10 protein-coding genes are annotated in these 14,902 nt (G+C 70.9%); 7 read left to right on the top strand and 3 right to left on the bottom strand.

What is annotated here, in order from left to right:
* Positions 1-7: 7 nt before the first annotated feature.
* The 5 genes from ACIRHA_RS34750 (at position 8) to holA (ending at position 6,291) form a co-directional block, all read left to right on the top strand.
* On the top strand, positions 8-979 hold the full coding sequence (locus ACIRHA_RS34750; protein ID WP_403854138.1) for a helix-hairpin-helix domain-containing protein: 972 nt from the start codon (positions 8-10) through the stop codon (positions 977-979).
* A gap of 137 nt (positions 980-1,116) precedes the next feature.
* Positions 1,117-3,750 carry a ComEC/Rec2 family competence protein gene (locus tag ACIRHA_RS34755; protein WP_403854140.1) on the top strand — a complete coding sequence of 878 codons (2,634 nt, stop codon included), beginning with the start codon at positions 1,117-1,119 and terminating at the stop codon, positions 3,748-3,750.
* Between the two features lie 202 nt (positions 3,751-3,952).
* Complete coding sequence (locus ACIRHA_RS34760) at positions 3,953-4,765, top strand: YceI family protein (RefSeq protein ID WP_403854142.1); 813 nt, start codon at positions 3,953-3,955, stop codon at positions 4,763-4,765.
* A gap of 67 nt (positions 4,766-4,832) precedes the next feature.
* Positions 4,833-5,078, top strand: a complete 246-nt coding sequence (locus ACIRHA_RS34765; protein ID WP_403854144.1) for a hypothetical protein — start codon at positions 4,833-4,835, stop codon at positions 5,076-5,078.
* Between the two features lie 223 nt (positions 5,079-5,301).
* Positions 5,302-6,291 carry a DNA polymerase III subunit delta gene (holA, locus tag ACIRHA_RS34770; RefSeq protein ID WP_403854146.1) on the top strand — a complete coding sequence of 330 codons (990 nt, stop codon included), beginning with the start codon at positions 5,302-5,304 and terminating at the stop codon, positions 6,289-6,291.
* Between the two features lie 315 nt (positions 6,292-6,606).
* Here the strand turns inward: holA and rpsT are convergent, their stop codons facing one another.
* Positions 6,607-6,873 carry a 30S ribosomal protein S20 gene (gene rpsT / locus ACIRHA_RS34775; protein WP_403854148.1) on the bottom strand — a complete coding sequence of 89 codons (267 nt, stop codon included), beginning with the start codon at positions 6,871-6,873 and terminating at the stop codon, positions 6,607-6,609.
* A 233-nt stretch (positions 6,874-7,106) separates the two neighbouring features.
* Between rpsT and lepA the strand changes: the two genes are divergently transcribed.
* Entirely contained in the window at positions 7,107-8,978 is a 1,872-nt protein-coding gene (lepA, locus tag ACIRHA_RS34780) for a translation elongation factor 4 (protein ID WP_403854150.1), read from the top strand.
* 255 nt (positions 8,979-9,233) lie between these two features.
* Positions 9,234-11,123, top strand: a complete 1,890-nt coding sequence (locus ACIRHA_RS34785) for an AMP-dependent synthetase/ligase (RefSeq protein WP_403854152.1) — start codon at positions 9,234-9,236, stop codon at positions 11,121-11,123.
* A 33-nt stretch (positions 11,124-11,156) separates the two neighbouring features.
* Here ACIRHA_RS34785 and ACIRHA_RS34790 read toward each other — a convergent pair whose 3' ends face one another.
* Complete coding sequence (locus tag ACIRHA_RS34790) at positions 11,157-11,735, bottom strand: response regulator (RefSeq protein ID WP_403854154.1); 579 nt, start codon at positions 11,733-11,735, stop codon at positions 11,157-11,159.
* 12 nt (positions 11,736-11,747) lie between these two features.
* A partial coding sequence (locus tag ACIRHA_RS34795) for a HAMP domain-containing protein (RefSeq protein WP_403854156.1) occupies positions 11,748-14,902 on the bottom strand: 3,155 nt, incomplete at its 5' end.

Genomic DNA, 14,902 nt, shown 5'->3' on the forward strand with positions numbered 1-14,902 from the left:
TCGTGACATGGAACTTCGATCACGGGCACGGACGGCAAACGCATCGAGCGGGCCGGGGCGCGGCGCCGCATCGGACAGCCGTGCCCGGCAGCGGCACGTGGTGCGGCGGCGCGCTCGGCGCAGGCGTGTCGAGGCGGAGCGGACCCGGCTGCGGGCGGAGGCGCTGTTCGCGCCACCGAAGCGGGAGATGCGGGGTACGGCACGGGCGGCTCCCGTTCCGTCGTGGGCGCGCGAGCCAGAGCCGCCGGTCGAGCCCGCCGTGGCCCCGGCGCCCTCGCGGCGGGAGCGTGCGGCCTTCGCCCTGCGGGACCGGCTGCCGCTGTGGGTGCAGACGCGGTGCGGGGTCGAGCGGCGCGGGGCCGTGGCGCTGGGCGTCCTCGTCGCAGTGGTGGGGCTCTTCGCCGTGCAGCACTTCTGGGCGGGGCGCCCGCAGCCGGTGCGGGCGCCCGAGACGGTGCGGGCGGCGGCGCCGCGAGCCGTGGGGCCGCCCCCTGGCGGTGGCGCCTCGCCGACCGCGGTGGGGCCGGGGGCCGTGGCGAGCGGCACCGCCGGGATCGTCGTGGACGTGAGCGGAAAGGTGCGAAGGCCGGGGATCCATCGGCTGCCCGCCGGGGCCCGCGTCGCGGACGCGTTACGGGCGGCCGGCGGGCTGCGCCCCGGTACGGACACCGCGGGGCTCAACAGGGCGCGGTTCCTCGTGGACGGCGAGCAGGTCCAGGTGGGCGAGCCCGCGGCGGCGGCCGCCGCCGCGCCGTCGGGCGGGTCCGCAGGAGCGTCGGCCCCGGCGGGCCCGATCGGCCTCAATACGGCCACCCTGGAACAGCTCGACACCTTGCCGGGCGTCGGCCCCGTACTGGCGCAGCACATCGTCGACTACCGCACGGAGCACGGCGGTTTCCGCTCCGTCGACGAACTGCGCGAGGTCAATGGCATCGGCGATCGCCGCTTCGAGGATCTGCAGAATGCCGTGCGGCCATGAACCGCCGGGCCGTGAATCGCGGGGCCATGAACCGCGGGGCCATGAACCGCCGGGCCGCGAATCCCCCAGCCATGGATCGTCCGGCCACGGCGATGAGCCGCCCGGTCACGAATCGCCCGGTCACGAATCGCCCGGTCATGCGTCGCGCGGTCGTGAGGGGTGACCGGGAGACGTCGGCCGGGGTGGGGCGACTCGGCGACGCGCATCCTCGCCAAGAGGGGCCGCCGGACCTGAGGTTGGTGCCGCCCGCGCTGGCGGCGTGGGGCACGGCGGCGCTGACGGTGACCGGTTCGCCGTGGTGGGCGGGGCTCGTGGCGGTGGCGTGTGCGCTCGGTGGGGCGGGGCTGCTGATCGCGGGGCGCGGCGGGGCCGGGAGTGCGGCGCGGTCCTGGCGCGGTCCTTCGGCGGCGGCGCTGCTCCTGTGCACCGCCGCGGCCGCGGCCTCCGCCGGTCTGCACGGGGCCGACCTGCGGCGCGGCCCCGTGCCCGAGCTCGGGGCCCGATTCGCCCCCGTGGACGTCGAGTTGGAGGTGACCTCCGACCCTCGGCGCACCCGGCCGCGGATCCGCGGGGACCACGCGGCACCGGCGTCGGTGCTGGTGGAGGCGGATGCGGTGCGGGTGACGGGGCCGGGCGGGAAGACGGTGCGGACGCGGGCGCCCGTGCTGGTCCTGGTGAACGCGGGAGGCAAGGGGGACGCCAGAGGGGACAAGGAACATGGAGGGGGCGGAGGGGGCGGGGAGCGTGGTGGAGGCCGAGAGGGGACGGGCTCCGTGTCCGCGCGTGCGCCCGGCAAGTCGACGCAGGTGCGCGGCAGTTCCTGGCTGGCGGTGCTGCCGAGTACCAGGTTGCGGGTGCGGGGGAGTCTCGCGCCGCCGATGGTCGCGGGGGACCGGGTCGCGGCGGTGCTGCGGGTCGGGAGCGAGGAGCGGGCACGGGTCGTGGCGGCGCCGAGCCGGTCGCAGCGGGTGGCCGGGGCGCTGCGGGCGGGGCTGCGCGAGGCCACCGGAGGGCTCGACGCGGACGCGCGCGCACTGCTCCCCGGGCTCGTCGTCGGCGACACGGCGCGCGTGACACCGGAGCTGCATGCCGCCTTCGAGGAGACGGACCTGCTGCACCTTATGGCGGTTAGTGGGGCTAATTTCACGATTCTGCTGGCCCTGTTGATCGGCCCGCCCGGTACGGCGCAACGCGTCGAGCGGCGCGGCCTCGCGCCCCGGATCGGGCTGCCGTTGCGGACGACCGCGGTGCTCGGCGGGGTCCTCACGCTCGGCTTCGTCGTGGTGTGCCGGCCCGAGCCGAGCGTGCTGCGGGCGGCGTCGTGCGGGCTGATCGCGCTGCTCGCCGTGGCGACCGGGCGCCGCAGATCCCTGATCCCCGCCCTGGCCACGGCGGTGCTGCTGCTCGTCCTGTACGACCCGTGGCTGGCGCGGAGTTACGGGTTCCTGCTGTCGGTGCTCGCCACCGGCGCGCTCTTGACGCTGGCCCCGCGGTGGAGCGCGGCGCTGCGTGGCCGCGGGGTGCCCGGGCGGCTCGCCGAGGCCCTGGGGGCCGCCGCTGCCGCGCAGGCGGTGTGCGCTCCGGTCGTCGCGGTGCTGGCGGCGCGGGTGAGCCTGGTGGCGGTGCCGTGCAATCTGCTCGCGGAGTTCGCGGTCGCGCCCGCGACCGTGCTCGGGTTCGCGGCGCTGGCGGCGGCGCCGCTCGCGCTGCCGGTGGCGAAGTCCCTTGCTTGGTGCGCCGGTTGGCCCACCGGATGGATCGCGGACCTCGCCCGGACCGGGGCCGCGCTGCCCGGCAGTGGGGTGGACTGGCCGGGTGGCTGGCGCGGCGGAGCGCTGCTCGCGCTCGGCACGGCGGTCCTCGTGCTCGCGGGGCGCAGAGCACTCGCGTCGCCGTGGATCTGCGGGGTCTGTGCGCTGCTGCTCGTCCTGGCGGTCACGCGGCCCGCGCCGCTCGTGCGGGGCGTCACGGGCTGGCCGCCGACCGGCTGGCGTCTGGCCATGTGCGACGTGGGGCAGGGCGACGCCCTGGTGCTCGACGCGGGGGCGGGGGCAGGAGTGGTGGTGGACGCGGGCCCGGATCCGCTGCTCGTCGACCGGTGCCTGCGCTCGCTGGGCGTCACCCGGATCCCGGCGGTGGTGCTCACGCACTTCCACGCGGACCATGTGGCCGGGCTCGCGGGGGTGTTGCGGGGGAGGGCCGTGGGGCAGATCGAGACGACCGGGTTCGAGGAGCCGCCGGACCAGGTGGCGTTCGTGCGGAGGGAGGCCGCCCGGCGCGGTGTCCCGGTGGTGCGCGCGGTGGCGGGGGAGCGGCGCAGGGCGGGGCCGCTCGACTGGCAGGTGCTGTGGCCCCCGCCGGACGCGGGCGCGGGTTCCGGCCTGCCCCCGGCCCCGACGCCGGACGGGCCGAACGACGCGAGCGTGACGCTGCTCGTCCGCGTCGCGGGGCTGACCCTGCTGCTCCTCGGCGACCTCGAACCCCCGGCGCAGCGCGCCCTGTTGAGAACGCCTGCCGGGGCCCGGCTGCCCTCGGTCGACGTGCTCAAGGTCGCCCATCATGGCTCGGCCTACCAGGATCCGGAACTGCTGCGCAGGGCCGCGCCGCGCGTCGCGCTGATCTCGGTGGGCCGCGACAACCCGTACGGCCACCCGGCACCCAGCACGCTGGCGGCGCTGAGGGCGCGCGGTGCGGCCGTGCTCAGGACGGACCGGGACGGGGCGGTGGCGGTCGTGGGAGGGGGTGGTGGGGAGCTCCGGGTCGCCCCGTAGCGCGGTCGATGCTGCTCAGGGCGGCGTTCTTGTCATGTGGGCGCATGTTGCCTCGAAACTGCCCACGATGATCGAATGCTTGTCGAATGCAGCAGATCAGGTAGTTGTCCAGGCGTTCTGGGGTGGGTAGGGCATGTTCGGACTCCGGCGGAGAAACCGTACTAACCGGTCAGTAGATTCGAGTTCTCGCGGGGGGAGGGCGATGCCGCCGGGCGCGGGGGTGCTCAGCGGCCGGATCATCGACGCCGTGGGCGAGCCGGTGCGCGGCGCCGAGTTCTCGGTGAACGACGCGATGGGGCGCAAGGTGGTGAGCGGGGGCGTCGACCCGTTCGGCTCGTTCGTGGCGACGGTGCCCGCGGGGGACTATCGGCTCGCCGTGTCGGCCGAGGGGTACGCGCCGTTCCGCGGCGGGGCGGCCGTGGCCGAGGGCGAGCAGGCGGCGCTCGGTGACGTCACGCTCCAGGTGTCCGCGCCTCCGGCGCTGCCGACGCCGGGGGACTGGGAGGTCGAGCCGATGCACTCCTCGATCGGGTTCACGGCGCGGCACATCGGGATGGCGCGGGTCTACGGCCGGTTCAACACGTTCGCCGGTGTGCTGCGGGTGGCCGAGCGGGTCGAGGACTCCGCGATGCACGTCGTCATCGACGCCTCGTCCATCGACACGAACGTCAAGATGCGCGACGACCACCTCAGGTCGGCCGACTTCCTCGACGTCGAGCGCTACCCGACGCTGGAGTTCTACAGCGAGCGCTTCGTGCACAGGGGCGGCGGCCGCTGGGCGATCACCGGGGCGCTCACGCTGCACGGTGTGACCCGGACGGTCACGCTGGACGCCGAGTACCTGGGCGTGGGCACCGGCATGGAGGGCGAGACTCGGGCCGCCTGCCGGGCGACCACGGAGCTGCACCGCGACGACTTCACCGTGAGCTGGCAGACCATGCTGGCGAGGGGCATCGCCGTCGTCGGCTCCAGCGTCCGCATCGAGCTCGACATACAGGTCGTGCCCAAGGGCTGACTCCGTGGTCGTCCTCAAGGGCTGACCCCGTGCGTGCGGCGCCGTCGGTGTGCCGGAAAATGGTGGCGTGAGCGATGTGAGACACGTACTGGTGCTGCCCGACCGGGACGCCGCGGAGGAGGCCTCGGAGGCGCTCCGGGAGCGCTTCGGGGTGGCCGAGGAACCCCAGCTCGTACGGGACGCGCTGGCCGGTGAGGACGACGCCGAGGACGCGCAGTGGCTGCTGGTCGTCGAGGACGCGGAGGGGCGGCTGTCCGCCGAGGCGCTGGACGGGTTCGCGGGCGAGTGGGACGGCTGGCGCGAGGAGCCATAGGGCTGTTGCCGCGAGGCCGTCCCCGGTGAGGACTCGGGGCTCCGCCCCGAACCCCGCTGCTCAATCGCCGCAGGGGCTTGGAATGCTCACCCGCCGCAGGGGCTTGGAATGCTCACCCGCCGCAGGGGCTTGAGCAGCGGGGGCTTGAAGTGCCCGCCCGCCGCAGGGGCTTGATGAGCCGCTGGGCGGGGGGTTGTCAGTGGCGCGTGGGATGCTTGGCGCGATGGCCAGGAAGAGTGCAAACGACGAACCGCTCGCTCCCCTCACCGTCGCGGTGGGGCAGGAGGATCTGCTGCTCGACCGCGCGGTGCAGCAGGTCGTGGCGGCCGCGCGCGCCGCGGACGCGGACACCGACGTCCGGGACCTCACCTCTGATCAGTTGCAGCCGGGGACGCTGGCCGAGCTGACCAGCCCCTCGCTGTTCGCCGAGCGCAAGGTCGTCGTCGTACGCAATGCGCAGGACCTGTCCGCGGACACGGTCAAGGACGTGAAGGCGTACATCGGCTCGCCCGCCGAGGAGATCACGCTGGTGCTGCTGCACGCCGGTGGCGCCAAGGGCAAGGGCCTGCTGGACGCGGCGCGCAAGGCCGGGGCCAGGGAGGTCGCCTGTCCCAAGATGACGAAGCCGGCGGACCGGCTGGCCTTCGTGCGGAGCGAGTTCCGCGCGATCGGGCGGTCCGCCACCCCCGAGGCCTCCCAGGCGCTCGTCGACGCCATCGGGAGTGATCTGCGGGAGCTGGCGTCCGCGGTGTCGCAGCTCGCCGCCGACGTCGAGGGGACCATCGACGAGGCCGTCGTCGGGCGGTACTACACGGGGCGGGCCGAGGCGTCCAGCTTCACCGTCGCCGACCGGGCCGTGGAGGGGCGGGTGGCCGAGGCGCTGGAGGCGCTGCGGTGGTCGCTCTCGACCGGGGTGGCGCCGGTGCTGATCACCAGTGCGTTGGCGCAGGGGGTGCGGGCGATCGGGAAGCTGTCGTCCGCGCGTGGGGGGCGGCCGGCGGATCTTGCGCGGGAGTTGGGGATGCCGCCGTGGAAGATCGATCGGGTGCGGCAGCAGATGCGGGGGTGGACGCCGGATGGGGTTGCTGTTGCGTTGCGGGCGGTCGCGGAGGCGGATGCGGGGGTGAAGGGGGCCGGGGACGATCCGGAGTACGCCCTGGAGAAGGCTGTGGTGACTGTGGCGCGGGCTGCGCGTGCGCGGGGGCGCGGGTAGCGCGGTGCGCGGCGCGGTGGGGAATCGCCCCCGCCGCCCCTTCCCGTCCCGTCCCTGGGGGCTGCGCCCCCAGACCCCCTTGTCCTCAAACGCCGGACGGGCTGGAGATAGCCGGGCGGGCGGGGAATGGGTGCTCGATCGTGCCCAGGGAACGCCGAAGGCCCCGCCCTGAAAAGGGCGGGGCCTCGGGTCAAGCTTTGTGAGCCCGCACCCGCGTGGCGAACGCAGTCGCGTGCGGGCTCTTGGGTGTCGGTCGGGGGCGGAGAGAGAGGGCCCGCCCGGGTCCCACCGACGGTCGATCAGGTCAGGTCAGGTTCAGCCCTGGATGGACGCGACCTTCGAAGCAAGCGCCGACTTCTTGTTGGCGGCCTGGTTCTTGTGGATGACGCCCTTGGAGACGGCCTTGTCGAGCTGACGCGCGGCAGCGCGCTGGGCCTCGACGGCCTTCTGGACGTCACCGGCGGCAACGGCCTCGCGGGCCTTGCGGATCGAGGTCTTGAGGGAGGACTTGACCGTCTTGTTGCGCAGTCGCGCCTTCTCGTTGGTCTTGATCCGCTTGATCTGGGACTTGATGTTCGCCACGAAATGAGCCTTTTCAGGTTCAGGCACGGGGCCGGTCAGGGACCCGTACCGGTGATTGTCACTGAGTGCGTGCCTCGGCTTAGAGGGCATGAGACACAGCTGCCCACGGTATCAGCCGTCCTCCAGGTGGCCCAAACCGGGCGCAGCGCCCCGCTCATGGGACCATGGAGGCTACGTATTGATCCCAACCGAGGCCGACCTGAGGCAGAAGGCCTCAAGAGACAGGACCCTGCGTGCCCGCGATCCCTAAAAATGTGCCCGAGCCGAGCCGCACCGACCCGGCTCTGATTCGCAATTTCTGCATCATCGCGCACATCGACCACGGCAAGTCGACGCTCGCCGACCGGATGCTCCAGCTGACCGGTGTGGTCGAGCAGCGGCAGATGCGTGCTCAGTACCTCGACCGGATGGACATCGAGCGAGAGCGCGGCATCACGATCAAGTCCCAGGCGGTGCGGCTGCCCTGGGCCCCGACCGTGGGGCCCGACGAGGGCAGTACCCACATCCTCAACATGATCGACACGCCGGGTCACGTGGACTTCACGTACGAGGTCTCGCGCTCGCTCGCCGCGTGCGAGGGGACGATCCTGCTCGTCGACGCCGCCCAGGGCATCGAGGCCCAGACCCTCGCCAACCTGTATCTGGCGATGGAGAACGACCTCAAGATCATCCCGGTGCTCAACAAGATCGACCTGCCGGCCGCCCAGCCCGAGAAGTTCTCCGAGGAGCTGGCGAACCTCATCGGCTGCGACCCCGAGGATGTGCTCAAGGTCTCCGCGAAGACCGGCATGGGCGTCGAGGCGCTGCTCGACAAGGTCGTCGCCGAGGTTCCGGCCCCGGTCGGCGTCAAGGACGCGCCCGCCCGCGCGATGATCTTCGACTCGGTCTACGACTCCTACCGGGGCGTCGTGACGTACGTACGAGTCGTCGACGGTCAGCTCAACAAGCGCGAGCGGATCCGGATGATGTCCACCGGGGCCACGCACGAGCTGCTCGAGATCGGTGTGTCCTCGCCCGAGATGACCCCGGCCGACGGCATCGGCGTCGGCGAGGTGGGCTACATCATCACCGGCGTGAAGGACGTCAGGCAGTCCAAGGTCGGTGACACGATCACCTCCCTGCACAAGGGCGCCGACACCCCGCTGGGCGGTTACAAGGACCCGAAGCCGATGGTGTTCTCGGGGCTCTATCCGCTCGACGGCTCCGACTACCCGGAGCTGCGCGACGCGCTCGACAAGCTGCAGCTCAACGATGCCGCGCTGGTCTACGAGCCGGAGACCTCCGCCGCGCTCGGCTTCGGTTTCCGCGTTGGATTCCTGGGGCTGCTGCACCTCGATGTCATTCGTGAGCGGCTTGAGCGCGAGTTCGGCCTCGACCTCATCGCCACCGCCCCCAACGTGGTCTACCGCGTGGTCATGGAGGACGGTGTCGAGCACGAGGTCACCAACCCGAGCGAGTTCCCGGAGGGGAAGATCGCGGAGGTCCACGAGCCGGTCGTGCGCGCCACCCTCCTGGCCCCGTCCGAGTTCATCGGCTCGATCATGGAGCTGTGCCAGGGCCGGCGCGGTTCGCTGCTCGGCATGGACTATCTGTCGGAGGACCGGGTCGAGATCCGGTACACGCTGCCGCTCGCGGAGATCGTCTTCGACTTCTTCGACCAGCTGAAGTCCAAGACCAAGGGCTACGCCTCGCTCGACTACGAGCCCACCGGCGAGCAGGCCGCGCACCTCGTCAAGGTCGACATCCTGCTGCACGGCGACGTCGTGGACGCCTTCTCCGCCATCACGCACCGGGACCAGGCCTACGCGTACGGTGTGCGCCTCGTCGCCAAGCTCAGGGAGCTGATCCCGCGGCAGGCCTTCGAGGTGCCGGTGCAGGCGGCGATCGGCTCCCGGGTCATCGCCCGCGAGACCATCCGCGCCATCCGCAAGGACGTCCTCGCCAAGTGCTACGGCGGTGACATCTCCCGTAAGCGCAAGCTCCTCGAGAAGCAGAAGGAGGGCAAGAAGCGCATGAAGATGGTCGGCTCCGTCGAGGTGCCGCAGGAAGCCTTCATCGCCGTGCTCTCCAGTGACGACAGCGGCGGCGGCAAGAGCAAGAAGTAGCCCGCCGCGCCGGTCCCCGCGCATGAGGACCGCATGAAGCACGAGGCGTCTGTCCGTTTCTCCGGACAGGCGCCCGCTGCTTTTGTGAGGGCCGTGTGTGGGCTGGGGACGTTGGGGGAGAGTCCGATGAAATCGGAGGCCGGAGCCCCTTACGTGCCAGGACGGTGACCCTTACCCTGATCACTGCCCAATGGTTACTCACCAGTTAAACAAGCCGCTGAACCAGCCGCACTGCCGCGGGCCCCGGAGGACGTCGTGAGCGACACACAGACCTTGATCGAGAACCGTCCGCCCTCCGTGGCGAACCTCTTCCTGGAGCGCGTGACGGCGACACCGGACGCCGAGGCCTACCGCTATCCGGTGCCCTCGGCCACCGGCACGGGCCCCGACGACTGGAAGTCGCTGAGCTGGGCGCAGGCCGCGCAGCGCGTGTACGCCATCGCCGCGGGCCTCGTCGAGCTGGGAGTGGGCCCGCAGGAGCGGGTGGCGCTCGCCTCCTCGACCCGCGTCGAGTGGGTGCTCGTCGACCTCGGCATCATGTGCGCGGGCGCGGCGACCACGACCGTGTACCCGCAGACCAACGAGGACGAGTCGGCGTTCATCCTGTCCGACTCCGAGTCCAAGGTCATCGTCGCGGAGGACGCCGCGCAGCTCGCCAAGGCGCGGGCGCGCAGGGCCGAGCTGCCCGAGCTGCGGCACGTCGTCGTGATCGACGCGACCGGTGTCGAGCCCGACGCGGCCGACCCCGACGGCTGGGTGCTCACCCTGGAGGACCTGGAGGCGCGCGGCGCCGCGTACCTGGAGAAGAACCCGGACGTCGTCACCGAGCGGGTCGGGGCGATCGAGAAGGACCAGCTCGCCACGCTCATCTACACCTCCGGTACCACCGGGCGGCCCAAGGGCGTCCGGCTCCCGCACGACAACTGGTCGTACATGGCGAAGGCCATGACCGCGACCGGCCTCATCGGCCCCGACGACGTGCAGTACCTGTGGCTGCCGCTCGCGCACGTCTTCGGCAAGGTGCTCACCAGTGGCCAGATCGAGGTCGGGCACGTCACCGCGGTCGACGGCCGCGTAGACAAGATCATCGAGAATCTGCCGATCGTGCAGCCGACGTACATGGCCGCCGTGCCGCGCATCTTCGAGAAGGTCTACAACGGCGTCGCCGCGAAGGCGCGGGCCGGCGGCAGCGCCAAGTACAAGATCTTCCAGTGGGCGGCCGGTGTCGCGCGCGAGTACGCGAAGGTCAGCCAGGACAACTTCCGCCGCACGGGCGTCGCGTCCGTGCCGTTCAAGCTCGCTTCGAAGCACAAGGCCGCCGACCGCCTCGTCTACAGCAAGCTGCGGGAGGCCTTCGGCGGGCGGCTGCGGGCCTGTGTGTCCGGCTCTGCCGCGCTCGCTCCCGAGATCGGCTACTTCTTCGCGGGCGCGGGCGTCCACATCCTGGAGGGCTACGGCCTGACCGAGTCCAGCGCCGCCTCCTTCGTGAACCCCGGTGAGGCGTACCGCACCGGCACCGTCGGCAAGCCGATGCCCGGCACCGAGGTGCGGATCGCGGACGACGGCGAGATCCTGCTGCGCGGCCCCGGCATCATGGCGGGCTACCACGGGCTGCCCGAGAAGACCGCCGAGGTCCTGGAGTCGGACGGCTGGTTCCACACCGGCGACATCGGCGAGCTGTCCAACGACGGCTACCTGCGGATCACCGACCGCAAGAAGGACCTCATCAAGACGTCGGGCGGCAAGTACATCGCGCCCGCCGAGGTCGAGGGCCAGTTCAAGGCCGTGTGCCCGTACGTCTCCAACATCCTCGTGCACGGCGCCGACCGGAACTTCTGCACGGCGCTCATCTCGCTCGACGAGCCGTCGATCCTCGAGTGGGCCAAGGAGAACGACCTCAGCGGCTCCTCGTACGAGGAGGTCGTCGCGGCGCCGCAGACGGTGCAGCTCGTCGAGGGTTACGTGAAGGAGCTCAACGAGGGCCTGCAGCGCTGGCAGACCATCAAGAAGTTCAAGCTCCTGCCCCGCGACCTCGACATCGAGCACGGCGAGCTGACGCCCAGCCTGAAGCTGAAGCGCCCGGTCGTCGAACGCGAGTACAAGGCGCTCCTCGACGAGATGTACTCCGGGAGCCGCGAGGGCTGACGGCCAAGGGGAGGAGACGCCGCGGCCGCAACGCTAACCCCGGCGCACCATCCGCAGCGTCTCCTTCATCTCCCCGATGTCGTGGCGCAGTTCGCGCACATCGGGGTCGGCGTCCTCGGCCAGGCGGCGCTCCATCGTCGTCATGCGGGCCGCGAGGTTGTCCAACTGCTGGTGCTCGCGCGCCAGGAGTCGCTGCAACTGGCGGTTCTTGCGGTGCAGGTCGAGGAAGACCGTCACCTTGGCGCGCAGTACCCACGGGTCGAAGGGCTTGGTCAGGTAGTCGGCGGCCCCGGTCGCGTAGCCGCGGAAGGCATAGCCGGTGTCGGCCTCCGTGCCCGTCAGGAAGATGATCGGGACGTCCTTCGTCTGGTCGAGACGCTTGATGTTCGTCGCCGTCTCGAAGCCGTCCATGCCGGGCATCCGGATGTCCAGGAGGACGACGGCGAACTGCCTGCGCAGCAGCGCCTTCATCGCCTCCTCGCCCGAACGGGCCCTGACCAGCGGCTCGTTGAGGGGACCCAGTACGGCTTCGAGTGCGGTCAGGTTGTCCTCCATGTCGTCGACAAGGAGGATGCTGGCCCGATCCGCTGAAGTGGACTCTGCAGTAGTCATGTTGATGGTGCCTCACTCAGTGGTCGCCGGGGTACCGGAGACCTCGGTGGCGGAGGGGTCTGCCTCCTCGGGGGCCAGCAGCTCGCACACGACCTTCAGCAACTGGTCCACGTCCACCGGTTTCGGTACGTAATCGTTCGCGCCCTTGGCGATCGACTTCTCGCGGTCGCCGGGCATGGCTTTGGCGGTCAGCGCCACGATGGGCAGCCCGGCCCATCTCGGCGTACTGCGGATGACGGAGATCGTCTCGTAGCCGTCCATCTCGGGCATCATGATGTCCATCAGGACGAGTTCGACATCGGGGTGGCTCTCCAGCGTCTCGATGCCCTCGAGGCCGTTCTCCGCGTACAGGACCGGCATGCCGACGCGGCCCAGTACGTGGGTGAGCGCGAAGACGTTGCGGATGTCGTCGTCGACGATCAGGACGCGGCGGCCCGGCAGGACCAGGCCCGGCCTGCCCGTTGTCCACCGCTCCAGCTTCGTCGGCGCCGGCCAGTTGTCCTCCTGTTCCGGCTGCTGCGACGCGTACGTGTCCGCCGGGTCGCCCTGCTCGGGCACGAGGGCCGCCTGCGGCAGGGTGGACGGTTCCTGCCCGGCGGGCGGCTCGTGCCCGGGGCAGCGCACGGGGACGTACAGCGTGAAGGTGGAGCCCTCGCCGGGCTCGCTCTCCGCGACGATGTGGCCGCCGAGCAGCGCGGAGATCTCCCGGCTGATGGACAGGCCGAGCCCCGTGCCGCCGTACTTGCGGTTCGTCGTGCCGTCGGCCTGCTGGAACGCCTCGAAGACGACGGCGAGTTTGTCGCGCGGGATGCCGATCCCGGTGTCGGTGACGGCGAAGGCGAGCAGGTCGTCGCTGTCGGCCGGCTGGGCCCCTTCGGGGGCCTTGACCAGGCGGACCCGCAGTTCGACCCGGCCCTGCGCGGTGAACTTGATCGCGTTCGACAGGAGGTTGCGCAGGATCTGCTGGAGGCGCTGCTCGTCGGAGAACATCTCGCGCGGCACGTCCTCGCCGACCGACACCTCGAAGGCGAGGCCGCGGTCGAGGGTGATGGGCCGGAACGTCGCGTGGACGTAGTCGAGGACCTTGATGAGGGGGAGCTTCTTGGGGCGTACGTCCATCCGGCCGGCCTCGATCTTCGACAGGTCGAGGATGTCGTTGATGAGCTGGAGCAGGTCGGAGCCCGAACGGTGGATCGTCGTCGCGAACTGGACCTCCTGGCCGTTGAGGTGCCCGTCCGGGTTGTCGGAGAGCAGCCGGGCCAGGATGAGCAGGGAGTTGAGCGGGGTGCGCAGCTCGTGCGACATGTTCGCGAGGAACTCCGACTTGTACTGCGAGGACGTCGCCAACAGTGCGGCCTTTTCCTCCAGTTGAGAGTTCGAACGCTGCAACTCGGCCTGCTGGCGCTGGAGTTCGTCCGAGCGCTCCTGGAGCTGGATGGCGAGGCGCTGGGACTCGCCGAGCAGGGACTCCGTACGGGAGTTGGCGATGATGGTGTTGATGGCGACGCCGATGGTGTTCACGAACTGGTCGAAGAACGCCAGGTGGACGTCGGAGAAGCGGGAGAAGGAGGCGAGCTCGATCACGCCGAGGAGCGTGTCCTCGAAGAGGATCGGGATGATCACGACCGACGCGGGCGCCGCCTCGCCGAGCCCGCTGTTGATGTTGATGTAGTCCGGCGGCACCTCCTCCACCAGGATCCGCTTCTTCTCGAGCGCCGCCTGCCGTACGAGGCCGTGGACCGGCATCCCGCCCGTGTCGATGACCGACGCGGAGCCCGAACCGTACCCGGCGATGTACGCAAGTCCCTTGGTCGGTACGGCCGTGGGCTGCTGTGTGCCGTCCTCGTCCTCCTCCGCGAGGAAGAAGGCGCCGTACTGGGCGTTCACCAGCGGCGTCAGCTCGCGCAGGATCAGGTCGGCGACCTCCATCAGGTCCCGGTGGCCCTGCATCAGGGCGGCGAGACGGGCGAGGTTGGACTCCAGCCAGTCCTTCGCGCGCGTCGTCTCGCGGAGGTTGGCCACCATCAGGTTGATGTTGTCCTTCAGCTCGGCGACCTCGCCCTGGGCGTCGACCGTGATCGAACGCGACATGTCGCCCGAGGTCACCGCGGAGGCGACCTCGGCGATGGCGCGGACCTGCGTGGTCAGGTTCAGCGCCAGCTCGTTCACGTTCGTCGTCAGGCGCTTCCACGTGCCGTACACGCCCTCGACCCGCGCCTGGCCGCCCAGCTGACCCTGGGAGCCCACCTCGCGGGCCACCCGGGTCACCTCGGAGGAGAACGAGGAGAGCGTGTCGACCATCGTGTTGATGGTCGTCTTCAGTTCGAGGATCTCGCCGCGCGCGTCCACGTCGATCTTCTTGGAGAGGTCGCCCTGGGCCACGGCCGTGGCGACCTGCGCGATGTTCCGTACCTGTGAAGTCAGGTTGTCCGCCATGTAGTTGACGTTGTCGGTCAGGTCCTTCCAGACGCCCGACACGCCGTGCACGGTTGCGCGTCCGCCCAGCCGGCCGTCCGTGCCGACCTCGCGGGCCACGCGGGTCACCTCGTCGGCGAAGCCGCGCAGCTGCTCCACCATCGTGTTGACGGTGTCCTTCAGCTCCAGGATCTCGCCGCGCGCGTCGACGGAGATCTTCTTGCCCAGGTCGCCCTGCGCCACGGCGGTCGTGACCTGGGCGATGTTGCGGACCTGGGAGGTCAGGTTCGACGCCATGAAGTTGACGTTGTCGGTGAGGTCCTTCCAGACCCCGGACACGCCTCGGACCTGGGCCTGGCCACCGAGGTTGCCCTCGGTGCCGACCTCGCGGGCGACGCGGGTGACCTCGTCGGCGAAGGCGGAGAGCTGGTCGACCATCGTGTTGATCGTCGACTTGAGTTCGAGGATCTCGCCCTTCGCCTCGACGGTGATCTTCTTGCCGAGGTCGCCCTGCGCCACCGCCGTCGACACGAGCGCGATGTTCCGCACCTGCGACGTCAGGTTGTCGGCCATGAAGTTGACGTTGTCGGTGAGGTCCTTCCAGACCCCGGATACGCCCCGGACCTGGGCGCGGCCGCCGAGTTGGCCCTCGGTGCCGACCTCGCGGGCGACGCGGGTGACCTCGTCGGCGAAGGCGGAGAGCTGGTCGACCATCGTGTTGATCGTCGACTTGAGTTCGAGGATCTCGCCCT

It is taken from the genome of Streptomyces sp. NPDC102360 (assembly GCF_044766085.1).
Taxonomy (GTDB): Bacteria; Actinomycetota; Actinomycetes; order Streptomycetales; family Streptomycetaceae; genus Streptomyces.